This is a genomic window from Pseudomonas sp. GM55 (assembly GCF_000282395.1).
Lineage (GTDB): Bacteria > Pseudomonadota > Gammaproteobacteria > Pseudomonadales > Pseudomonadaceae > Aquipseudomonas > Aquipseudomonas fluorescens_CC.
On sequence record NZ_AKJJ01000009.1, the window covers coordinates 1 to 21,372 of the forward strand.

General features: G+C 55.7%; 31 protein-coding genes and 3 tRNA genes. 12 read left to right on the forward strand and 22 right to left on the reverse strand.

Annotated elements, in window-relative coordinates; genetic code table 11:
* From PMI31_RS01855 to merR, 6 genes are all read right to left on the reverse strand, one after another.
* On the reverse strand, positions 1-188 hold a 188-nt coding region (locus PMI31_RS01855; RefSeq protein WP_008015852.1), incomplete at its 3' end, for a hypothetical protein.
* On the reverse strand, positions 179-2,260 hold the full coding sequence (locus PMI31_RS01860) for a phage terminase large subunit family protein (protein ID WP_008015853.1): 2,082 nt from the start codon (positions 2,258-2,260) through the stop codon (positions 179-181). The genes PMI31_RS01860 and PMI31_RS01855, both read right to left, overlap by 10 nt.
* Positions 2,223-2,777: a terminase small subunit gene (locus PMI31_RS01865; RefSeq protein ID WP_008015854.1), complete on the reverse strand. Its 555-nt coding sequence runs from the start codon at positions 2,775-2,777 to the stop codon at positions 2,223-2,225. The genes PMI31_RS01860 and PMI31_RS01865 overlap by 38 nt, the downstream gene beginning before the upstream one ends.
* Positions 2,778-2,938: 161 nt before the next feature.
* Complete coding sequence (locus PMI31_RS01870) at positions 2,939-3,679, reverse strand: hypothetical protein (protein ID WP_008015855.1); 741 nt, start codon at positions 3,677-3,679, stop codon at positions 2,939-2,941.
* A 70-nt stretch (positions 3,680-3,749) separates the two neighbouring features.
* Positions 3,750-4,073: a phage holin family protein gene (locus tag PMI31_RS01875; RefSeq protein WP_008015856.1), complete on the reverse strand. Its 324-nt coding sequence runs from the start codon at positions 4,071-4,073 to the stop codon at positions 3,750-3,752.
* A 465-nt stretch (positions 4,074-4,538) separates the two neighbouring features.
* On the reverse strand, positions 4,539-4,937 hold the full coding sequence (merR, locus tag PMI31_RS01880) for an Hg(II)-responsive transcriptional regulator (RefSeq protein WP_008015857.1): 399 nt from the start codon (positions 4,935-4,937) through the stop codon (positions 4,539-4,541).
* Positions 4,938-5,102: 165 nt separating this feature from the next.
* Here merR and PMI31_RS01885 point away from each other — a divergent pair, with 165 nt between their 5' ends.
* Both PMI31_RS01885 and PMI31_RS29625 read left to right on the forward strand, forming a co-directional pair.
* Positions 5,103-5,321, forward strand: coding sequence for a GDCCVxC domain-containing (seleno)protein (locus PMI31_RS01885; RefSeq protein WP_008015858.1), 219 nt, complete (start codon positions 5,103-5,105; stop codon positions 5,319-5,321).
* A 435-nt stretch (positions 5,322-5,756) separates the two neighbouring features.
* Positions 5,757-6,119: an NUDIX hydrolase gene (locus tag PMI31_RS29625; RefSeq protein WP_081500269.1), complete on the forward strand. Its 363-nt coding sequence runs from the start codon at positions 5,757-5,759 to the stop codon at positions 6,117-6,119.
* 201 nt (positions 6,120-6,320) lie between these two features.
* Here PMI31_RS29625 and PMI31_RS01895 read toward each other — a convergent pair whose 3' ends face one another.
* The 10 genes from PMI31_RS01895 to PMI31_RS29635 all read right to left on the reverse strand — a co-directional run bounded on the left by PMI31_RS01895 (position 6,321) and on the right by PMI31_RS29635 (position 12,027).
* A complete protein-coding gene (locus PMI31_RS01895; protein ID WP_008015862.1) occupies positions 6,321-6,686 on the reverse strand; it encodes a histone-like nucleoid-structuring protein, MvaT/MvaU family in 366 nt (121 codons plus the stop codon).
* 198 nt (positions 6,687-6,884) lie between these two features.
* Positions 6,885-7,274, reverse strand: coding sequence for an antiterminator Q family protein (locus PMI31_RS01900; protein WP_177323545.1), 390 nt, complete (start codon positions 7,272-7,274; stop codon positions 6,885-6,887).
* Between the two features lie 4 nt (positions 7,275-7,278).
* Positions 7,279-7,599, reverse strand: a complete 321-nt coding sequence (locus PMI31_RS01905; RefSeq protein WP_008015863.1) for a hypothetical protein — start codon at positions 7,597-7,599, stop codon at positions 7,279-7,281.
* 39 nt (positions 7,600-7,638) lie between these two features.
* Complete coding sequence (locus PMI31_RS01910; RefSeq protein ID WP_008015865.1) at positions 7,639-8,916, reverse strand: tyrosine-type recombinase/integrase; 1,278 nt, start codon at positions 8,914-8,916, stop codon at positions 7,639-7,641.
* Positions 8,913-9,122: a hypothetical protein gene (locus PMI31_RS01915; protein ID WP_043302143.1), complete on the reverse strand. Its 210-nt coding sequence runs from the start codon at positions 9,120-9,122 to the stop codon at positions 8,913-8,915. The genes PMI31_RS01910 and PMI31_RS01915 overlap by 4 nt, the downstream gene beginning before the upstream one ends.
* 29 nt (positions 9,123-9,151) lie before the next feature.
* Complete coding sequence (locus PMI31_RS01920; RefSeq protein WP_008015867.1) at positions 9,152-9,652, reverse strand: hypothetical protein; 501 nt, start codon at positions 9,650-9,652, stop codon at positions 9,152-9,154.
* Positions 9,652-10,434 carry an ATP-binding protein gene (locus tag PMI31_RS01925; protein WP_008015869.1) on the reverse strand — a complete coding sequence of 261 codons (783 nt, stop codon included), beginning with the start codon at positions 10,432-10,434 and terminating at the stop codon, positions 9,652-9,654. Before PMI31_RS01925 ends, PMI31_RS01920 begins: the two co-directional genes overlap by 1 nt.
* Positions 10,415-11,266 (reverse strand): hypothetical protein, encoded by an 852-nt coding sequence (locus PMI31_RS31200; RefSeq protein WP_008015870.1) that lies wholly within the window; start codon positions 11,264-11,266, stop codon positions 10,415-10,417. Before PMI31_RS31200 ends, PMI31_RS01925 begins: the two co-directional genes overlap by 20 nt.
* Position 11,267: 1 nt before the next feature.
* Positions 11,268-11,765: a YmfL family putative regulatory protein gene (locus PMI31_RS01935; protein ID WP_008015871.1), complete on the reverse strand. Its 498-nt coding sequence runs from the start codon at positions 11,763-11,765 to the stop codon at positions 11,268-11,270.
* A gap of 40 nt (positions 11,766-11,805) precedes the next feature.
* A complete protein-coding gene (locus tag PMI31_RS29635) occupies positions 11,806-12,027 on the reverse strand; it encodes a Cro/CI family transcriptional regulator (RefSeq protein WP_081500267.1) in 222 nt (73 codons plus the stop codon).
* A gap of 78 nt (positions 12,028-12,105) precedes the next feature.
* On the opposite strand from PMI31_RS29635, the gene PMI31_RS01940 reads away from it, so the two are divergent.
* The 6 genes from PMI31_RS01940 (at position 12,106) to PMI31_RS01970 (ending at position 15,414) form a co-directional block, all read left to right on the forward strand.
* Positions 12,106-12,888, forward strand: coding sequence for a LexA family transcriptional regulator (locus PMI31_RS01940; RefSeq protein ID WP_008015872.1), 783 nt, complete (start codon positions 12,106-12,108; stop codon positions 12,886-12,888).
* 160 nt (positions 12,889-13,048) lie between these two features.
* The gene (locus PMI31_RS01945; protein WP_008015873.1) at positions 13,049-13,297 is read left to right on the forward strand and encodes a DUF1654 domain-containing protein; all 249 of its coding nucleotides are present in this window, start codon (positions 13,049-13,051) and stop codon (positions 13,295-13,297) included.
* A gap of 322 nt (positions 13,298-13,619) precedes the next feature.
* A complete protein-coding gene (locus PMI31_RS01950; protein WP_008015874.1) occupies positions 13,620-14,069 on the forward strand; it encodes a tellurite resistance TerB family protein in 450 nt (149 codons plus the stop codon).
* 265 nt (positions 14,070-14,334) lie between these two features.
* Complete coding sequence (gene csrA / locus PMI31_RS01960; RefSeq protein ID WP_008015875.1) at positions 14,335-14,535, forward strand: carbon storage regulator CsrA; 201 nt, start codon at positions 14,335-14,337, stop codon at positions 14,533-14,535.
* 295 nt (positions 14,536-14,830) lie between these two features.
* The gene (locus tag PMI31_RS31600; protein WP_274517734.1) at positions 14,831-14,956 is read left to right on the forward strand and encodes a hypothetical protein; all 126 of its coding nucleotides are present in this window, start codon (positions 14,831-14,833) and stop codon (positions 14,954-14,956) included.
* Entirely contained in the window at positions 14,953-15,414 is a 462-nt protein-coding gene (locus PMI31_RS01970) for a hypothetical protein (protein ID WP_008015877.1), read from the forward strand. Before PMI31_RS31600 ends, PMI31_RS01970 begins: the two co-directional genes overlap by 4 nt.
* A gap of 251 nt (positions 15,415-15,665) precedes the next feature.
* Here PMI31_RS01970 and PMI31_RS01975 read toward each other — a convergent pair whose 3' ends face one another.
* The gene (locus PMI31_RS01975; RefSeq protein ID WP_043302136.1) at positions 15,666-15,923 is read right to left on the reverse strand and encodes a hypothetical protein; all 258 of its coding nucleotides are present in this window, start codon (positions 15,921-15,923) and stop codon (positions 15,666-15,668) included.
* Between the two features lie 338 nt (positions 15,924-16,261).
* Here PMI31_RS01975 and PMI31_RS31205 point away from each other — a divergent pair, with 338 nt between their 5' ends.
* From PMI31_RS31205 to PMI31_RS01995, 4 genes are all read left to right on the forward strand, one after another.
* Positions 16,262-16,432 carry a hypothetical protein gene (locus PMI31_RS31205; protein WP_238539263.1) on the forward strand — a complete coding sequence of 57 codons (171 nt, stop codon included), beginning with the start codon at positions 16,262-16,264 and terminating at the stop codon, positions 16,430-16,432.
* Positions 16,433-16,809: 377 nt separating this feature from the next.
* Positions 16,810-17,055 (forward strand): hypothetical protein, encoded by a 246-nt coding sequence (locus tag PMI31_RS01985; protein ID WP_008015879.1) that lies wholly within the window; start codon positions 16,810-16,812, stop codon positions 17,053-17,055.
* 36 nt (positions 17,056-17,091) lie between these two features.
* Positions 17,092-17,298: a DUF4224 domain-containing protein gene (locus PMI31_RS01990; protein ID WP_008015880.1), complete on the forward strand. Its 207-nt coding sequence runs from the start codon at positions 17,092-17,094 to the stop codon at positions 17,296-17,298.
* A 1-nt stretch (position 17,299) separates the two neighbouring features.
* Complete coding sequence (locus tag PMI31_RS01995; protein ID WP_008015881.1) at positions 17,300-18,331, forward strand: site-specific integrase; 1,032 nt, start codon at positions 17,300-17,302, stop codon at positions 18,329-18,331.
* 80 nt (positions 18,332-18,411) lie between these two features.
* Here PMI31_RS01995 and PMI31_RS02000 read toward each other — a convergent pair.
* The 5 genes from PMI31_RS02000 to uvrC form a co-directional block, all read right to left on the reverse strand.
* Positions 18,412-18,498: transfer RNA gene (locus PMI31_RS02000), tRNA-Leu, on the reverse strand.
* Between the two features lie 195 nt (positions 18,499-18,693).
* Positions 18,694-18,767 (reverse strand) — tRNA-Cys (locus tag PMI31_RS02005).
* Between the two features lie 47 nt (positions 18,768-18,814).
* Positions 18,815-18,890 (reverse strand) — tRNA-Gly (locus tag PMI31_RS02010).
* A 63-nt stretch (positions 18,891-18,953) separates the two neighbouring features.
* Positions 18,954-19,514 (reverse strand): CDP-diacylglycerol--glycerol-3-phosphate 3-phosphatidyltransferase, encoded by a 561-nt coding sequence (gene pgsA, locus PMI31_RS02015; protein WP_008015882.1) that lies wholly within the window; start codon positions 19,512-19,514, stop codon positions 18,954-18,956.
* 32 nt (positions 19,515-19,546) lie between these two features.
* Complete coding sequence (gene uvrC / locus PMI31_RS02020) at positions 19,547-21,370, reverse strand: excinuclease ABC subunit UvrC (RefSeq protein WP_008015883.1); 1,824 nt, start codon at positions 21,368-21,370, stop codon at positions 19,547-19,549.
* Positions 21,371-21,372: the final 2 nt, after the last annotated feature.

The window sequence follows — 21,372 nt, forward strand, 5'->3', positions numbered from 1 at the left end:
GGCGGCTGCCCCGCCGCTGCTGCCTGTTGTGCTCGCAGCCGGCGCTCCCATTCCAATCGGCCGGCGCGGATTTCTTCCAGATCATCCATGATCAGTTTGCGACCATTGAAGAGGATTTCTTTGCCCTGCAGGATGGCCAGTTCGGCCTCCAGATAACGGTCCACCATGTCTTGAGCGGTTATAGCCATGCGCCTTGCCCTGTATTAAGCCAGCCACCCGACTCGGCGGGCTGGTCGGATGATTGTTCCGGCTCTACCTGAGACACCGGGGCTGGGGCCGATTTCGGTGCGGCAACGGTGGCCGGTTTGCTTTCCAGCTCGATACTCACCGGCACAACCCAGGTGCCTGACGGCAACTGCTGTGCGAGCAGGTCGAGATTCATGCCAAAGCGCTGCTGCGTTATGCGTAACGCCGCCAAGGCGTACACCAGGCAATCGAGCGCTTCGTTTCGTCGCCCGCCTGCGTCCCAACGCTGGACGCGCTGGTGTTTGACGATCACCCATTTGCGGCGCTCGGCAGTCAGTTGCCGCAACTCGTCCTCGCCGCAAATCATCTCGTTGGCCGGCAAGTGGATACAGCCAGGCACAGGCGCACCCGAACCGTCCGGCTGCATCTTGAGGCGGCCATAAATCAGCTCTTTGGCATTGTCGGTACCCACTTCAACCAGGTACGCACGTCCGCCTTTGACCTTGGTTTTCTTACGCGGCCAAGTCGCTATTGGCTTACCGTAGGTCGAAGCACCAAATACAGGGATCACCCACTGGGTGCCGTGCTTGATGCACTCCTCACGTACTTCGTCGCAGTAGTGACCACCTTGGTCCCAACACCAACGCTCCACACCCATCACCGTGCCATCCGCCCGGGTGAAGGTCTTGTGGATTTCGATGCCGACCTTGGCCCGTAGCTCGATGCTGCCCGGGTCACCTTGAAGCACGAACTTATGGACCAGCCACGCTTCCTCACCCGCGCCAAACGCCCAAACCCGGCCCTCATAGCGGTCATCCTGAGTATCAATACCTCCGAACAGGGCAACCGCTTTAGCCGGCACTTGCGGGTATATCTCCCGGCGCGCATGCAACTGCTGCCACTCCAACTGCTCGCCTTGGTCCTCTTCCCACGCTTCGCCCAGCGTGGTGTTGACGAAAGTTTTGAGCTTGCCCCGATCCTTCTTGATCTTGAGCCATTCCGTGACGACTTCAGCCCAGGTTACAAACTCCGAGTACACCGTCCAGATATGGAAAGTCACCGAACGCGGCGACGGCATTGAAGTGTCCACATCGGTGAACCAGTCCATGCCGTCACGCGTCCAGATACCGGTCCGCTCACAGATGTAACGACCGTTCACCGATGCAGCGACCATTTCGTGGTACTCGAAGGTGCAGCCATGGCCGGACTCGCACAGGTACCAGGCCTTAATCACCTGCCCCAGTTCATCCACGGCCCACTTGATACCGAACGGCGTAGCCGGGTCACCCCACTTCAGGTATTGCTCGGTCCCGCAGCACGGGCACTTGATGTTGAAACGCAGAAAGTGCGGGGAATCGTTGGCCGCCCGCGTGATCTGGCAGCCCTCCCCCGAGGTTTCCTCATTGTCGTCAGCGACAACCACTGTCGTCGGGGTCGATCCGCGTATGGACTTTTTGAACGTGGCACCTTCCAGGCGCTTGTCGCCAAGAATGGTCGGAGCCCCCTCGCCCTCGATGTCCGCATTGAACTTCGATAGCTCGTCATAGATCACTTCATCCGGGCTTTTCTCCCGGTAGTTTTTTGCCGCCGTGCCACCCAGGCACCACAGCATCTTGGCGTTATCGAACCGTTTTTCATCCAGTGTGTTATCGCGATGCTTCACCCCATACCAAGGCGCCAAGGCGCGCACCACCGGACTGTCACGAATCATCGTTTCGATGTGCCGCTTCATCATCCCGTCAGCGTCGCCATCGGTTGGGCACCAGACGATGACGTTGCGTTTCTTGTGCTGGACCTTGTAACCCATGTTGGCTACCAGCATTTTGGTGTAGCCAACCCGCGCCGATTTCAGCACGTTGACTTCACGGATCAGGTCGTTACCCATCGCGTTGAGAATCGCGACCTGAAAAGGCGCCGTCGTCCAATCGCCCTCTTGATAGGACGATTCAGACGACAGATAGAAATGCTCATCAGCCCACTCAACCGCTGTACGCGGCGGCTCTTTGTAGAGCCCGGCGAGTCCCTTGCGGACACCCTCAACCAGCGCCCTCATCCAAGGTGTCGACAAACTCATCAAGCAACTCCGGCAAAAGATCAGCCAAGCCGACCGCATCATTACGCGTCACGGCGACTTCGCGCTGGATCGCCTCAAGGTGGCGCACCTCGATGTCGGGACACTTGCGTTTAACCTTCAAATGCACGGTGTCGAGGGTTGACCCGAGCTTTGCGCTCAGGCGAGACAATGCGAATAAACAAAAATCAACCGGCACCAGCTTCTTGGCCTTCACCTTGTTGCGCATTTCCTGAGCGTCCGCCTGCTCAGTTGTCAGCCGCAATTTTTGCTGCGCCTGTTTGTATTCAATGAGCGGATCGATCGGATCACCGTTGTCGTCGACAGGTTGGTCTTTTGTCACCTGATGCTTGAGCCGGTTATCCAGCACCGACCGGACGTCGTAGAAGACGTCGCGGCCGATCTTCGCAACAGGCTGCACGCCCCATTTATCAAAGGCCTGAGTCGTGATGCCGAGGCTGGTAGCCATGCGCGACTTGTTCAGCCAATGAGGCTCGCGGGAGATGGTCGGATTGGCCATGGACTAAACAACAACCTCGATTCAAAAATGGGTCATATATAGCGAAGCAGCGGGGCCCGAATTACCCCCTAGCCCCCACCCCCTCGGGAGGACCCGTTAAATTCGTGCCGGGCAAACAAGTCAAGCAATACAGGCACAGAAACAGCCTTTCTTGCTCTCTGTCAGGGCTTGGCGGTGGCCATCGCATCCGCAAATGCACCGCGGAACTCGGTGCTGTAGTTGGCCTTGACGATGTTGTTAGCGATCTTGAAGAACGGGAAGATCGTGCGGTACATCGGCGCGCTCCGGCTGAAGACAAACATCGGTCTTATCGCATCACCGAACGCCGTCTCTTTGCGTTCCCACACACCGGCTGTTCCACCGACAATGCCGGAGAAATAGCTCTTGGCGTTACCCTTGCGTTGACTGCGCTTGCTGTTCGAAGCATTGGCCTGATACCCACGCGACGTTTCGGCAGCGCCAAGGCCCGACAAGATCCGGGTCATCGTTCCTCGGGAAACGTTGCCATGCTTGTCGAGCACATTGGGATTAGGGATCGCGAACTGGCTGGACTTCATAAAGCCACGCGCGATCAGAGCCTTTTCAAAGCGCTTATGCGGACGTGGCCCGCCCCTGACAGTCTGCTGAAGGTAGGTATCAGCGGGAATACCAGAGGTCCAAGAGTCCTTGAAATACACTTCGGCCGGCTTGCTTTTGGTGGCCATTTTGACGAACAAGCTGTTCATCGTGGTTCGGGTTGGCCGGTCCAAGCGCTGCGCCATGACGGCCAGTTCACCCTTCTTCACCCGCTGAGCCAAGCGTGTAGCGGTCAAGGAAAGCACATACGGAATGTGCTTTTTCTCCAGTTCCAGCAGCGCTTCAGACACGGGCAGCATGTTGGGCGTGACCTTGACTTTGACCATTTAGTTTTCCGCGATAACCGGGAAGTAGCTGTCTGGCGCTCCGTTGAGCGGGCTAGGCTGCTATACCACGCTATGAATTATGCGATCTGATACCAGCTTTCCTGGCCAGGAACTGGGTGTACAAACCGCCGGTTACATCGGCACCTATGACCGCGATTACGATGCCTAGACCGGCGGCAAGATAGAAGCTGCTCCACAGCGCCATCGCGAGCAACAGCGTCGCCATGCCCAACAGGCCAGACGCAAGAAAACGCAGCGCTACACGCTGGAGGATCTGCCGAAGACCAAGGTCAGTACCTGATGCTCTCAACATCTCCCCAGACAAACCGGCCATGCTCAACAATACCAATAGCCAAAGGGGCACATCGGCGAGCGCCTGATGCTCTGTGTTCATCTGTAGTCCTCGAATAGGTCCGGCCTCTATGTCACTGTCATCCGCTCGGAGCAAAGAGCCAGGCGTAGGGCCGAAAACGAAAAAGCCCCGCTCGATGGCAGGGCTTATAAAAGGGTACAAAAAACCCGACTCAATGGTCGGGTTCTTGAAAGGCGTCTCGCTGCGTTCACAGCAACACACGCTGCTATAAAAGCAGGTCTATTCCGTGCGGAAAAGGTCTTTCCGCAGCGTATGCGAAATTACCCCCAACTTGACCACCGCGTTTGTATTCGACCTAACCATCGGATGCATGGAATTTGCCCATTATGTTTTAACCATGATGGGCAGAAAATAACGCACGTCAGGCCTACGCGACAGGCGGCAATCGGCTGAAGCGGTCATTTCTGACCGCTAGCAAGCAGCCTTATGTTTACACGGTGCGGGGTGTTGGCCTGACACCTACGCAGGATGCCCCGCAACCAGGCATCACTCCTCGTTCAGTGCATCGATGATCGGGCAAGCGGCCCCGCCGTCGCCTGCATCGCATTTCTGCACCAGTCCGCCCAGCACCTGCCGCATGGCGGCAAGGTCGGCCATCTTTTGCTCGATCATGGCCAGCTTGCGCACGGCCAGTGCCCGAGTCTCGCGACAAGTGCAGGCCGCATCCAGTGTCAGCAGTGCGCCCACCTCATCCAGCGTGAACCCCAGCGCCTGCGCCCTCTTGATGAAGCGCAACCGTTTGACCTGCTCCGGTAGATAGCACCGATAACCGCTGAGCGGTTTTAGCGGCTCATCCAGCAAGCCGCGTCGCTGGTAATAGCGAATGGTCTCGATGTTCACCCCGGCAGCTTCCGCCAACTTGCCGATACTCAGCCCTGTTGTCATCACATGCCCCTTGATTCTGTACCCGGGTACGGGGTGTAGAGTGACTCTAGGTTAGATCGATTTAATGGAGAAAACGATGACTCAACAGATCGGCGGATCCTGAGGCGTTAACCAAAGCGACGACGAAGGCGGATTATCCCTCCACCGTGCACAAACGAGGCAACTATGAGCACCGTCATCTTCGAATCCGTATTGACCTGCCCGCATTGTGGTTTCGCCAAGCAGGAAGCCATGCCCACGGATGCCTGCCAGTTCTTCTACGAGTGTGGCAATTGCAAAACCCTGCTACGCCCGAACCCCGGAGACTGCTGTGTGTTCTGTTCGTTTGGCACGGTGAAGTGCCCGCCGATTCAGGAGCAGCGCGAATGCTGTAGTACGGATTGACTTGTGTTTATTCGGTTTGTCCGACGCCCCTGAAGCGCCTCAAACCGTGGTTATGGGAGGTCAGTGTCATGTGGAATCATGCTCTGATGCTCGTGGTGATCTACCTGATCATCACCCTTTTCATCGGCTGGTTGTATACCATTGCGCTGCTGCATTGGATTTGATCCAATGGGTGACGTTCGGTCGGTCCGCAATGGGTGCCGTTTTCGGCAGGTAGCTTTGTCCCGATCACAGTCGTTGGGGAGTAGCTGCAATGATCGATTGCAGCCCTTATAAAGCGGTCATTCGCTAAGACACCATCAAAATTACTCACTCCTAAGGCAATCTGGCACTTTTTTGAGTTTGGCTGGCTCTAAACTCTGCGTTCGTCGATAAACGCGCCTTGAAGATGACATTTTTTATTACAATTTGATGACATGCCTTCCGGGTCAAAAGATGAAAGTCAGAGCTACAGTTATATGCGAGAGAGATAGGCATATCTTGCTCGTTCGCAAACCGAAGTCAAAATGGGCTTTGCCTGGTGGCAAGGTAGAAACTGGCGAAGCTATCGCTGGAGCTGCGGCTCGAGAACTCCAAGAAGAAACCGGGCTGAATGTTGATCATCTCCTGTACATTTTTGAGTTCGATGCAGGCAACACACGCCACCATGTTTTTGAAGCCTCTGTCCCAGATGCCGAAAACGCTACGCCTCAAAACGAGATCATCGAGTGCATTTGGCATTCTCTGAACACGTTTCATGACTCAGACACCAGCGATGCTACGAAATCGATTGTCAGATCATTTCTACGTCGCCTTTAACCCCCCCCCTAGATCGTTCTGGATCGCACAAAGGTAAATCGCCTCTTCGCATCATTCTGAGTGTCCATATAGGGTCGGTTTCAGCCGGTCGTGGAAGGCAGAAATCGGCCAAAAAGGACGTCCACCCCTGTTTACAGAACCGCCGTCAACCACAGCAACAAAAAAGGCCCTTCTTGGGCCGTTTTTTTATTCAAAACAAAATCATTTGGTCAACCAAGACTCAACAGTCGTGGAGCCGTACTCAGCCTTCCAGTTTTTAAGCGTTTTGTGATTACCACTTTTGGTATGTACGAAAATGCCAGTGTGCGGATTTTTGTAGACCTTCATTTGGTGAGGTTTACGAGTACCGGCTTTGTGCTCGGGAGCACGTTCACGTCGACCAGCCTGTGGATCAAGAAGTTTGATCACGTTTGGCAAGCTGTAGCCGTACTCAGCTAGCAGAGAGCGGAGCTTCGCTTCGAACTCAATTTCTTTCTCTAAACCAGCATCACCTTTCAGCGCCTCGAGTGCTTGAAGCTGCTCGGCGAGGTTCTTTTCAAGCTGACGGATCTCTGCGAGTTTGGACATAGCAGATCTCTTTAGATAGTTTCCTAGCCGTGACTGAAAATCGGCTGACGCAATAGATATAGATGGTGAATAACGTCAACGCTATGAACCGTCCCTGATTTCGTAGATGTTTCTGGCCGTGAACTCTTGGATCTATTTGCGCATTATTTCATTTCCAGCGACAGTTTCTGCTGAGTTCTGCCCTTGCTGACCCATAGCTTAAGCAGCTTGCCGCATTGCATCGACAGCACAATCGATCCATGCCGCACCCGCTCTCGCCAACTCCCGCGCCTTCCCTTCACTTATGCCGTAGTGCTTCCCAACCCGTACCATGGGCCATTTGGCACCGTAGTAAAGCCAAATAATGTCCCCCATTTGTCGATCTCGGTGTGAGAGCCGCGCAACTGCGTTATCAATAGCTCCGGCCCATTCATCTGTAATGCAATAGTTTTTGCTCGCCGACACTTGCGGCATGGCCTGACGCATTAGCGCAAAAGTCGGTGAGATATAAATGGGGACACCGGCTCCATCCATCCGCCACCAGCCCCACTGCTCCAGCAAGTATTCGGTATCGCCCAAAGGTCGGCCTGCCGGCTTTCGAATCATCATGCTCTCAATCCCCTGTGTAATTCGTTCCGCCGGCACCGCGACGGTTGTTCATTTGGTAGTACTCGGCCTGGCCAGATGTCGACGAACCCTGCTGGAGCAGTTCAATTTCGCGCTGAACCTGCTGCAATTTGAAGCTTAACTGGGTGACTAACTCGTCGGAAGAAAGCACCAACCTACTCCCTCGAATAACCCAACCAGAGCCGTTGCAAGCAGTACAAATCAGCTCATAAAACAGCCCGTTCACTACCGCTTTGCCCTTGCAGGTTGGGCAAGGCTCTAGCTCGATCCGCCGCCTCTTAAATCCATACCCCTGCCCTTTCTGCATGTTTGAATCCTCTTGTAAGATTAATTTCTGTTTTCGGCTTCAGGCCAACCAGCCCGAGGGGTCCAGGGCAACCGGCTTACTCGCGCGTCTTGCTCCTGTCTTGTCCTGCAATGCATCAAAACCCTGTGCGTCGAGCCAGCCATGCCACCTCTCCAGGGCGTTGCGCTTTACCACCTCACCCATCGCCTGAAAGTAGGTGCGCTCCAATTCGGTCAGGGCGTGGTTGAGTAGCAGTTTTCCCACCAGTGAATCGACACCGAGGTTGGCCCAGATGGAAGGCGCCAGTTTGCGCAGGTCGTGACTGGTCCACTCGCCCGCTCCCAATCGGGCAAAAATGGCAAAGGCCTGGCTGCGTGACATCGGGCGCCCCGGACGTGAAGTCGCCGGAAACAGGTACGCCCCGTCGTAACCTTGGGCCCGCTGCTGCGCACGGTAACGTTCCAGAAAAGCCACAGCCTGCGTGGTCAACGGCAACAGGTGGTCGCGCTTGGATTTGGTGTCATCGGCCGGGATGAACCACTCCCCCGCCTCCAGGTGGATGTTTTTCCACTTGGCCAGACGGGTTTCGGTGATCCGCGTGGCATGGGTCAGCATCAACACCAGCAGCGTCACGGCCGCCGGTTCCGTGGTGAACGCTTCACCCCATTCGGCCAGCAGGTCCACCACGGCGACGTGTCGCAAACGCGCGCCCTTGGGCTTGATTTTGGCCTTGGTGAAGTGACTGAACGACACCCCAAGCAGTGGATTCACGGTGATCTTTTTCAGCGTTAAGGCGGCGCCAAACACCACCTTAAGTACGTCCAACACCGACTTGACGTAGGACAGGCTGTACTCGGCCTGCATGTGCCAGACCAAGTGTCGGTCCAAGGTATCGGCATTGAGTTTGCACAAGGGCAAATCACCCAGCGCGGGGAACAACTGGCAGCGGATCGCCGACAACGACGATCCCCGGCGGCTTTTGGACAAACTGTTATCGGTGTTCAGGCGCGCGGCATACCACTCCAACACCTGCCCGACCCGCTCCCAGCCATCCACCGTGGCAGCAGCCGACGGATCGGCCAACAACCGGGCCTGCACGACCGGCAAGCTGTCGAGCATGACCCGCGCCGGCACATCGGGCCAGTTGGCAGCCTTTTTCCATTTGGCGCCCTTGTCGAAACGCACCAGGTGCCAACTGCCTTTGCTACGGTCGTGACGGTAACGAAAGCGCAGCGGGTGCCGAGGATCCTTCAGCTCGGTAATGGTCGGGTCGACGGCATGCTGTTTGATGACGGCATCAGACAGTTTCACAGTCAGGGTTTTCAAAGGAGCAGTCATTGGTCATCGCCCCTTTTGCCAAGCAGGTCGACCACTTCAAATGTCGAGGGCCACATCCAGGCGCCGTAGCGCTCGGCCATTGCCTGGTCAACGAACAGCGCCAATGCGTGATCGGGGGTGCTGCCCAAGTCCACCTTGTACGAACAGCAGAACACGGCAAACCGATATTTTGCCGAATCCGGAATTGCCAGGCGGCGATCAGGCATCTCCAAGCTGATCCCCATGCGCTTGCCCATTACCCCCCCTTCAGCAGAGATTGCAGGAGCTTGAATTTGTCGAGTGCTTCAGCATTGACCTCGCGCTCTGCCTCAACGGACAACGCCACTTCCTCGATACGCGCGGCGAGCTTTTTCATGCGCTGACCGACCTCCTCGGCAAAGCTGATTACCTCGCCAGACAGCACCGCCAATGTATCCAGAGCGCTACCCTCGGGTTTCTTGGTGATAGCCACGGCCGGCTTGGTTTCTTTCGACATGCTCTGTTCTCTCTGGGGCGTGATGGTGATGGCGGCGCGCTGGAAGTGTCCGTTAACGGGTTCGCGAATGAGACCTGCGTCCTTCAACTCGCCCAAGCCGCGACGTACGGCCGGAAACTGGGCACCCGTGGTTTCGGCAACCATCAACGAATTGAAAATATCGTGAGCACTCCAGCGCTCCTGGATTGGCACGACTTGAAATACTTTGCGGGCGAGCGACGATTGCCCGGCGAGCATGTTTTGTTGCTTGGCGGCGTTCATCAGAAGAGCTCCTTACCGCGTTGAGATTCCCACTCGAATGCCACACCAATGCAGCCATTTTCGCGGATGCGGTCGACACAGCGCGCACCAATGGCGTCGTTCAGTTCGGTGGGAGACAGGTTGCTGACGATGATCGTCGGACGGCATTGCTCGTAACGACCATTGATGATGCTGAACAAAGTGGCCAGTTCGAACTCGCTCTGCTTGGTTGCACCAACTTCATCGAGCACCAGCAGGTCCGCGCCAATCACCTCACGCAAGATGTGCGCCTCGGATTCGCCTGAGCGATCATTGAACGTCGCCCGAATCTCGCCGATGAGCGTGCCCACCGTGCGGTAAATCGCCCTGACCATGCATTCGTTGATCAGGTGACTGGCCGAAGCAATGGCCAGGTGGGTCTTGCCGGTACCGACCTTCCCCAACAGCAACATGCAGCGACCTTCCCGGCGATGCTTCGAAAAGTTGTCGACGTAGTCGGTACACGCATCCAGGGCAATCTGCTGGGCCGGATTCGATACGACGAAATCGGCGAATGTCTTTTCCGCGAAACGCTTCGGAATCCGGGCGCATGAGTGCTGAACTATCCGAAACTGACAGCGCTTGCGCTCGAGCTCTTGCATGTCGCGCTTGTTGCTCGCGCATATGGGACACCCAGACAGGTTGCCACCCTTGAGGATGACCGCCGAGTATTCGCCATGATCGAAGCAGCTCGCTGGCTGACGGCCGATGACACCGAATTTGCGGTCCACATGAGCGCCGAAGTTAGAGACGGAAGGTGCCATTGGCGTTCTCCTTGGTGCCGGCCTTGTAATCGCGAGTGTCAAAGCCGGAATGGCGACTGGTCGGAAGTGGTGCGGGGATGACTGCTTTGTCGGGGAAGATCCCCGTCCATCCGTTGCTGATCGAAAGGGCCAGAACGGAATCGGGGGCTGGATGGTTCGCCAAGGCCTTGGCCTGTTGTTCGCAGCTCTTGGCGGTGAGGGGTTTGTGGATTTCCTTGCGGTGCTGGCACCAATCGGCCCAAACCTCGATGCTGACGTTTTCTGGTTTGGCGGACAGCGGGTCGAATTTTGATGATTTGCCTGGCGCGTTAGCGCCCTGATTTTCCTGATTACTGGTTACCTGATTGGTACCCTGATTACTGGTACCCTGATTTGTCGGAAATTTTTCCGACCCTCGTCGGATTTTTTTCCGACCCTGTTCGGATATTTTTCCGACCTTGCTCGGAGATTTTTCCGAGGTAGATCGGATTTTTTTCCGACCCTCAAACGCCTCAGAGGTCGGATATTTTTCCGACCCGTCCAACTTGCGATTCCACTCTTTGGCCTTTTCGGTCAAACGAAACAAACTGATGTTGGAAGTGTGGGATAGCTCGATCAGCCCGGCGGTCTCGAGCCCTTTGAGAAGTCGGTACGCTGTATCTGGTTTGTCGGTGAGCAAGGGCAATTCCTCCACGATCTTTGCCTTGCTCAAGGCAAAAAAAATCCCGTTATCGGTCTTGATTGGCCTTGCCCAGCTAGGACACTCGTAGACAAACGAAAACAGCAGCGCCTGTTGGGAGTTCAACCCCCACTCCAGCGCTTTCACTTGGTTGATCGCGATCGTGAACTGCATGTCAGCCCTTCCCGCTTGGCGTTCGGGCTGGGCGTTTCGACTTGTGCAACTCAATCAGTGCGGTCACCTCCTCGTGCCGGGCAGCCAAGTGTTTCGCGTGCAAGGCCAGAATCTCTGCGGCTTCCGCTGCAGTGATTTCTCCGTCCTCCAGTGCTAGGGCAAGAAACTGGTCAACGCGGCCGCGCTTCACAGAAGTACGTAAAGAGCGCTGGTGCATGTCTACGTTGTCCAGCTCACCAACCTCAGGCAGACGAACAAATACGCCGCCGTACATAGCGCAGATGTAGTCCGGCAAGAAGGTGGTTTTGGCTTCAGTCTCAAGCGTGCAGACCTCATCGTCGGTGAGGGGCCTGACACCTGCCGACTCGTAAATCCGGTTTTTGAAGCGCTTGAGATTCTCTTCGCCAAGAAAGTCAGAGGCGTATGCAAGCCCGCCAGGGAATGCATTGGCAGAGGCAATGACTGCTTTGCGACGGGTGTCTAGCACTGGCGATTTCATCGTCTAGTTTTCTCTCGGCGCCGTTGCGCTCAAAGTTTGCTCATGAAATGGGCAGCATCCGGCGACGCGACCTTTTTGCGCTTTGGACCGGGAATGGTCTGAGCTCTTCAGCTGTGAAAGAGCCATCTGCGTGCTCCGTAACAAAAACGTCACGCCCTGCCTGCAGAGCTTTATTTACTGAACTTTGGGTCATGCCTAACAAATTTCCGGCCTTGGTCTGCCCCTTCTCGGTAGCAAATTGGCTGAGGGTGATTTGACGCACTATCCGATCTCCGGTGGTGTATCTGAGGCGATAATATCTCCCATGGAGCTTTTTTAATCAACTCCAAAGGAGATGGCAATGTATCTCCACCGGGAATACTCTTCGGAAATGAAAAATGACAGACGACCATTACTTGACTGGGAAAAGACGGAGTGCGCCGCATTAAAAGCGGAGCTGGCTTCTTACAATTCGCGAGCCCCTAAAGGCGAGAAGCTGACTCAAGAAGAGATCGCGCTCTCCGTAGGCATGAGCCAAGGCACGCTTAGCAGTCACTTGAATGGTAACCGTGCGCTGAACAAGGAAATGGCAGCTGAGATAGCTAAGATGCTTGGCATACCCGTAGAGCGGTTTAGCCCCCGGATCGCAAAAGAAATCTCTGATTTAGCGATTGCTGCCAATGCTGTTCCATCAGTCGAATCATTGCAGTCAAACGTCGAGCCAGGCCCGCCAATTACCAGCTCTCCTCGTCGTATCGATATTGTTGGAACAGCGCAACTCGGTCACGAAGGCTACTGGACAAGTCTTGACCAGGCTGCTGGCTGGGTTGAGACCTACTCCAGAGATGAGGACGCCTATGCACTCCGTCTTAAGGGTGACTCGATGGCTCCGGCAATTCGTAGTGGCTGGATCGCCGTTTGCGAGCCCAATCACCGCCTAGTGCCAGGTGAGTATGTGATGATCACCACTACCGATGGCCAGAGCATGGTCAAAGAACTTCTCTTCGAAACCGATGAAGACGTCAGCCTCATGTCGATAAACACGGCATACGGTGAACGACTGACGATCGCTCGGCCTGATATCGAGAATATTCATTACGTAGGGGCAATTCTTGCCCCCAGCAAGGTGCTGGGCAGAATCTAAATTTGAGCCCTTCGATTTGTCTCTAATCCCCTTGGACACCTCCCTCCTGAAGCCCGCCAACAGCGGGCTTTTTTATTAAATGATTGTTTTTAATCATTAATATTTAGCGTTAACAAGGCAAACCGCTCAGTGTATATCCATACACAAATGGAGCAGTGCTATGGCAAAACCACAAAACAAACCAACATTGCCGGACTCATTTGAGCTTCTCGGTCTCCGCATCCAAAAAATCATTAGCGCCCCAACCGCCCAGAAACGAAAGACAGCCGTCATTCGTAAAACCTCAGATGAATGCCCACGAGATTGGAAGCGACTCCTTGAGGACATTGCCGAAACCGAAGACGTAACGTTGAGCCCAGAAGAAGACGACGCCATCCGTGTCTCCTGGAGCCTGCCAGCCAATATTTGATCGCCATAAAAACTCGCGCAATGCGGGTTTTTTTATGGCCATCGGAATATTTATCTCCTGTGGAGTTGACTTGTATAGCTCCAAGGGAGATATTTAACTCGTTGCCACGAAATAGACCGGCGATGCGGGATCTCCCGCTGCTCTTTAACAACTCTATCGATTCAAAGCTGTCAGCCGCAAAAAGGCTAACGCACCCGGCGTGGGCGACTCCCACCTAAGTGCGCCGTATCTGAGTCCCGCTGACAGTCCAAACAGATTTCACTGCATGTCCTTGTCAACAGGGCCATGTGGGAAATCCCTTCCCCCTGTATGAGGAAACAACATGTTCGGAATGAAAAAACTCTTCGGAAAACAAGTCGGCAACGCCCAGGCCGAAATGAAGAAGGTCGTTAACCGCGACTTGATGCAGGCCATTGTCGGTGGCGGCCTATTGGTCGCTGCGGCTGATGGTGAGATTGAAGCCAGCGAGGTTTCCAAGCTGGATGAGTTGATTCGCTCCAACCCGAACTTGACGCACTTCGGCAGCGAGATCACCGAAACCATCAATCGTTTTACAGGCCAGTTGAACGCCAACTTTCAAGTAGGTCGATTGGCGATCAAGCGCGAACTGGCCGACATCAAAAACGTTCCGGCCGACGCGGAGGAAGCCTTCGTCAACATTCTTGCCGTTGCCCAGGCTGACGGCCAGATCGAGCCTGCGGAGATGGTGGTGCTGAAGGAGATTGGCATGCACTTCGGCCTGCGCCTGACTGACTACGGTATCGAGGCGTGAAGTACGCGACAAAGGTTCTATTAATTCTGCTGGCACTGATCTTGGGTGGCATGTTGCTGAGTAGTCTTGCCTCTCGGGCCACTTGCTCTTACTACGGCTTCCAGACTGACCGAGAGACTCGCTACGCCGCCTTTGTTGGCTGCATGGTGAAGCTCGACGGTGGGTGGTTCCCTCGCTCTGAAATCCGCGTAATGCAGTGACGTTTCACTGATGCCGCTTCTTGCAAGGCGGCATTGGGAAACCCACTCACGCAAGGAAATGGACAATGCTGATTTTGACTCGCAAAGAAGGCGAAAGCATCAACATAGGCAACAACATCACGATCACAGTGCTGGGGGTTAGCGGCAAACAGGTACGTATCGGAACTAGCGCACCAAAGGATGTCCAGGTGCATCGAGAAGAAATCACGCAGCGCATTCAGGCGGGTCTGTCGAGGCCCACGATGGCAACACCTGCGATCACTTAAGCAGGTCTTTGTGACGCAAACAATGGCCCGGTTCCGATCGGGCTTTTTTACGCCTGCAATTTATCAATCCCCCCTTCCCTGCCCAATGGCCACCAGCAGGTGGTCGGAGTGCTGATGAATACACCAAACCTATTCCGAGGGATCAACCATGCATCCATCATTTCTAGAGCGCATCGATGAAGTCAGTGTGCTACTGCAACGAACAAAGGCCACCTGCTCCGGGTTCTACAGTCGTATTGATCGACGAGCCCCAGCCAAACCGGTGCGCTACCAAGTCGCCGGCGGAAGCCTCGGCATGTACCAGATTAAAGACCTCACCACCGGCAAGACTCGCGCCTTCCGTGACGCCTACAAGGCTGCTCACGACCTTGCCATGCAGTTCGAAGCAAAAGCCAATCGCCAGATTGCGGTGACGCTATGAAAAAGCGAAAGCCCAATAACATGCGTACCCGGTTAGAGCGAGCGAGCCGGGCACTGCTCAATGCCAATCACGTCGCGGTGGTCCACATCGACCCCAGCGGACGCCAAGGGATGATCAACAGGAAGAGCTGCAAGAGCATCCCGCCAGGGCAGCGCATGGCAGAAGCAGTCTGCGACATTGCCCACCGCTGGACGATCTATGTCAGCGTCCAGTGTCGCGATCAACAAGGGCACCGCTACACTAAATCAGTAGAGGTTGCTCCCCAAGGCAACTATCTGGCCGCGCACCTCGAAGACGTGATTGAGGACACCTACAAAGACCTGGTCGCCGAGAGCAATCCGAATCATCGGGTTGCTTCGGGCTGGATCGCCATTCCCGCCGAAATATCGCTGACTGAAGAGCAAGCCGCCCAGGTGTTCGACGCCGTGGGTGTCTGGAATCAGCAGAGGGCAGCATGAGAAACATCAGCAACCAGGTACGCCAGCGCCGACGACAGACATGGCTGGATCTACCTGCTCACGGAATTGAAGAGGTAGTCCATTGCCAAGAGCAACACGGATGTTCAGAGCGACAAACGCGCCAAGGAGCAGGCCTTGCTCGACCGCATAGGCCGAGAAGCGCACGCTGATTGTGTCGAGCGCGCGGACTGATGCACTCCAGGTGCTGGGCGAGCGCCACGACTTCGAGGAGTGGCAAGAGACGGCTTCCACTACGTGACTTGATCATATGCATCATTCATCACTTTAATGGCGTTTGATACATGCGGATGTTCAGCCCAGCGGTATGAAGCATTTCCAAGTAAGCCGGCTGTCGCGTTGTCAATCAGGCTTTTTACATCAAGCCCGCTGGCGATGGCCGCTCCAATAATTGCTACAAGCGCTTGCTCAAGTGCAATTTCGCGATCGCTGACCATTTCATCCCCTTGAACCGAATCCATGCCGACCTGAAAGATTAATAGCTCACCCACAACAAAAGCACCACTACACCCTATCGCATCTGGTCACGGAGTGCGGCGCCTGATTGGGATATGTGGCGGCCAGCGGCACGACTTTGAGGAATGGCAAGCCCCGGCATAGGACGCCCCATGCCCACAGAAAACAAACCGACCGAACCGCTGAAGGTTGAGTGCTCGACGGTCACGAAGCTGGTGATCACTGGCGCACCGCGGCTTGACCCGATCACCGTGCTCCTCGAGGACTTCGGCCGGCGCGACTGCCCTACCGAATCAAATCCGAATACCAGACCGCCCAGGGCAAGATCACGATCAACTGCTGGGACAAGAGCTGGAACGCTTACTGGGGCGGCATGGGGCCGCACAAATTCGCGGAGTTCGTCACCGATTGCGGTTGGGATTACGTGCTTAACTGCTTGGACCGCGGTATCAGTTCCACCGTCATCAACGGTGACGCGCTGCACAAGCTTGCCAAGAAGTGCATCATCCAGCGCCGTCGGCAACAGCAACAGGTGGCCGCATGATCCTCCGACCGATGGCAGCGCCGCTCTACATGCTCTGGCTCATCTACAAGGGACCACGGTGAAAGAAAGAGTTCACCCCGCCGGTTGCCCGAGGGAAGGGAGCAGCATGCGAACGTCGCCCCCCCCAACGGGGTGAACTATTAGACATTAACGCATACGCCAAAATATAGCATCCCAGCTTCAAACTTCGCCGGTTCGAAGCCACGGTATTGAAGTAAGGGTCCACCCCACCAGTCACCTCAGGGGAGAGAGCGTGTACGCAACTGGCGAGATGAACCAATAAACCGTAGCTCACCCGTTCAGCTCGCCTGACGCCCCTCATCTGATTTCACAATCCACCTACCAGCCTGCCGATGAACGGCGGGCGAGGAACTCTCATGCCTCTCGAAAACATGTCCGTCATGAAGTGCACCAACAACAAATCAATCCCCATGCGCTTGTTCATGCCTTACGAAAAGCAGGCACTACGCAATCACAGCCAATCTCTGCAGCGCCTTGCCAAGCGCGACGGTATGGCCGCCTGCGAAATTCTCGGGATCATTCGAGGATTGCATTGGAGCCAGCTAAAGGTCACACCAGACGACGAAGCAGAGCTGATCAAGTGGGTCGCCAGCAAATCCTAACCACCTTCTGCCGCCACGCGCGGCATGGAAACGCTCATGAGCATCCAGTTTCTATCCCACGAGGAGGTTTGCGAGCTCACCGGCGCGCGGACCAAGACAGGCCAGATCCTCAACCTGAAGAAGAACGGCATCAGGCACACCATCAAGGTGAATGGCTGGCCAAGCGTCACGGCGATGGCCGTGACTGCGGTCGGTATGTTTGAGCCAGAGAAACCCGCATGGACACCACGCAAGGCTAGTTGACATGGGACGACGACCAAGCAAACCCGGATCAATCGCCCGGCTGAGAGAGCGCAAGAAAGCCAGCGGCCGGGTTTTCTACTACTACGATACCGGCGGCAAGGACCGTAAAGAAATTCCGCTGGGCAGCGATTACGGTCTGGCGATCATGGAGTACGCAAAACTCGAGCGTGATCGCACCGCCACCGATCTGGTGGCCAAAGTGATCACCTTCCGTTATGTGGCCGAGAAGTATTTGGTCGACGTGGTGCCATCAAAGAAACCAGCAACACAAAAGGACAACGTCAGGGAGTTGAAAAACCTGATGTCATTCTTCGACGACCCGCCGGCCCCGCTTGAAACAATCCAGCCCCTACACGTCCGCCAATACCTGACCTGGCGCAAGGCCGCGCCGGTGCGCGCCAACAGGGAGAAGGCCCTGCTCAGTGCAATCTGGAACTTCGCCCGGGATATCGGCTATACCGCGCTCGCCAACCCTTGCGCAGGAATCAAGGGAAACAAGGAGACGGGGCGGGACATCTACATCGAGGACGCACTGTTCAAGCGCGTGTACGAGAAAGCAGATGTGGGTCTTCGGGATGCGATGGACCTTGCATATTTGACTGGTCAACGGGTGACAGACACACGATTGATGGATGAGCGAGACGTCCGCGAAGGGCTGATATGGGTCCTCCAGGGCAAGACAAACGCCAAGCGGCGAATTGAAATCACTGGTGAGTTGAAGGTTTTGATTGATCGAATTATGTCCCGGAAGTCAGGACACAAGGTCCGTTCGACGCGGCTGATCGTTACAGAGGATGGCACACCAATGTCAGTGGCGATGTTGCGGGGAAGATTTGACTTAGCCAGAGAAGCGGCCGGAGTCGCAAAGTCCGAGTTCCAAATGCGCGACTTACGCGCTAAAGCTGGCACTGACAAGGCCGAATCAAGCGGCGACATTTTGCAGGCCAGAGATCAACTTGGGCATACGACCGTCGTAATGACTGAGCAGTACATCCGAAACCGTAAGGGGAAGAAAGTCTCACCAACCAAGTGAATTGCGGACCAATTCAATAATTGCGGACCAGAAACGAACAAGGGCTTGCCTAGCTTTCGCTCGCAAACCCTTGATTTATATGGTGCCCGAAGCCGGAATCGAACCGGCACGCCCTTACGAGCGGGGGATTTTAAGTCCCATGCGTCTACCAGTTTCGCCATTCGGGCGGTAGCGCGGTGAAGCGTCCGGTTACTGCCAAATAACGATCTGGCAATTCTGACGCCTGTGCAGCAGAGGTGGAAATATATACATCCCGCCCCGGTGAAGCAAGTTCGCAAATACCCTTTTCAAGACTAAATCTTGCAGGCTACTGCAAATAAAAAAGCTCCGTAAATCATAGATCTACGGAGCTTGTTTATTAGTGGAGGCCGAGGTCGGAATCGAACCGGCGTAGGCGGATTTGCAATCCGCTGCATAACCATTTTGCTACTCGGCCTCAAAACATTTGGCGTCTAGTAGCGCGACATCAAATGCGTACAAACTTGGAGCGGGAAACGAGACTCGAACTCGCGACCCCGACCTTGGCAAGGTCGTGCTCTACCAACTGAGCTATTCCCGCGTCTTGGTGTGGCGCATTCTATAGAATCCAGAAGCCCCGTCAACCCTTTGATTCAAAAAAGTTTTATTTCTTTTCAACGTCGGTCTTCAGATGTGGCCAGGCAGCCCGCAGGTACTGGACCATCGACCACAAAGTCAGGCCAGCCGACACCATCAGCAAGGTGTAGCCCAGCAAGACCCAGAAACTGAAATCCTTGGAATTGGCCAGCAGGATCACCAGCGCCAGCATTTGCGCGGCGGTTTTCCATTTGCCCAGGTTCGACACGGCAACGTGGGCACGAGCGCCCAGTTCGGCCATCCATTCGCGCAGTGCCGAGACGACAATCTCGCGACCGATGATCACGGCAGCAGGCAGTGTGAGCCACAGGTTTCCGTGTTCCTGCACCAACAGTACCAGTGCAACCGCCACCATCAGCTTGTCGGCAACCGGATCGAGAAAAGCCCCGAACGGTGTGCTTTGTTCCAGGCGGCGGGCCAGGTACCCGTCCAGCCAGTCGGTGGCGGCAGCGAATGCGAAGACCGAGGCGGATGCCAGGTAGCTCCATTGGTAAGGCAGGTAGAACAGCAAAATGAAGATTGGTATGAGCAGAACGCGTAGAACGGTAATCAGATTAGGGATATTCATCGGCACAACTGGCTACGAGGTGAGGGGGCATTCTACTCGCTGTGCAGATTTGCATAAATCAACTCTGCGAGCTTTTTACTGATCCCGGGGGCTTTGGCAATTTCTTCGATGCTTGCACGAGACAGCTCCTGCAATCCACCAAAATGTTTCAACAAATCCCGCCGACGTGTGGGTCCGACACCGGCGACGCCTTCCAGTGTAGACGTCCGACGGGTTTTTCCACGTCGGGCGCGGTGCCCGGTAATGGCAAATCGGTGGGCTTCGTCGCGAATCTGCTGGATCAGGTGCAACGCGGGCGAATCGCCGCGCAACGTGAATTCATGTGCAGCGTCGTTCAGGTACAGGGTTTCGAAACCGGCCTTGCGCGTCGCGCCTTTTGCCACGCCCAGCAGAATCAGATCAGGTACGGCCAATTCATCGAGCACGTCGCGGGCCATGGACAACTGGCCTTTACCGCCATCCACCAGCAGGATATCCGGCAACTTGCCCTCCCCGTCCTTCAGTTTGCTGAAGCGTCGGGTCAACGCCTGATGCATCGCCGCGTAATCATCGCCGGCCGTAACGCCCTCGATGTTGTACCGACGGTAATCGGCCTTGATCGGACCTTCGGGGCCGAAGACCACACAGGACGCCACCGTCGCCTCGCCACTGGAATGGCTGATGTCGTAGCACTCAAGTCGTTGCGGTGGCTCATCCAGCTTCAGCACCTCTGCCAGCGCATCGAAGCGTGCCGTGATGTGCTGACGATTCGCCAGACGCGCACTCAGTGCCTGCTCGGCATTGGTCACCGCCAATTGCTGCCAGCGCGCTCGCGTACCACGCACGCGATGGCTGATGGTCAATTCACGACCACGCAGCTCGTCGATGGCGGCGATCAGTGTTGGAAAGTCATCGTGAACCACATTGACGATCAGTTCGCTCGGCAAGTCGCGCTCAGGACTGCTGATGTAGTACTGGCCGAGAAATGCGGCCATGACTTCGGAAACGTCTTCTTCAATTCCAACCTGAGGGAAGAAGTTCTTGCTGCCCAGTACCCGCCCGCCCCGCACGCTGATCAAGTGAACACAGGCGCCGCCCGGGTTGACGAAGGCGGCAATCACATCGACGTCTCCGGTCCCGCCTTCCATGCTCTGTTGATCCTGAACCCGGCGCAGCAACGCAATCTGGTCCCGCAACTCGGCTGCTCGTTCGAACTCGAGATTGATTGCCGCCTCTTCCATCCCGGCGGACAACTCGTCAGTCAACGCATTGCTGCGCCCCTCAAGAAACATCACCGAGTGGCGCACGTCTTCGGCATACACCTGGGGCTCCACCAGCCCGACGCAGGGCGCCTTGCAACGCTTGATCTGGTATTGCAGGCAAGGACGGGTGCGGTTCTTGTAAAAACTGTCTTCGCATTGCCGAACGAAAAACGTCTTTTGCAGCAGGCTCAGGCTTTCGCGGATCGCACCGGCGCTCGGGTAAGGACCGAAATACTTGCCCTTGGCCTTTTTCGCGCCGCGATGAATGCTCAGGCGCGGAAACTCTCCGTCGGAGAGATAGACGTAGGGGTAGGATTTATCGTCGCGCAGCAGGATGTTGTAGGGCGGGCGCCATTCCTTGATCAGCGTCTGCTCAAGCAGCAAGGCTTCGGTTTCGTTGGCCGTGATCGTGGTTTCGACCTGGGCGATTCGCGCTACCAGTGCGGCGGTCTTGGGGGCAAGCCCGGTCTTGCGAAAGTAACTCGACAGGCGATTTTTGAGGTTTTTCGCCTTGCCGACGTAGAGCAACCGCGCTTCGCTGTCGAACATGCGGTACACGCCGGGGCGCCCGCTAACGGTCGACAGAAAGGCGCTCGGATCAAAGGTTTCGGTCATTT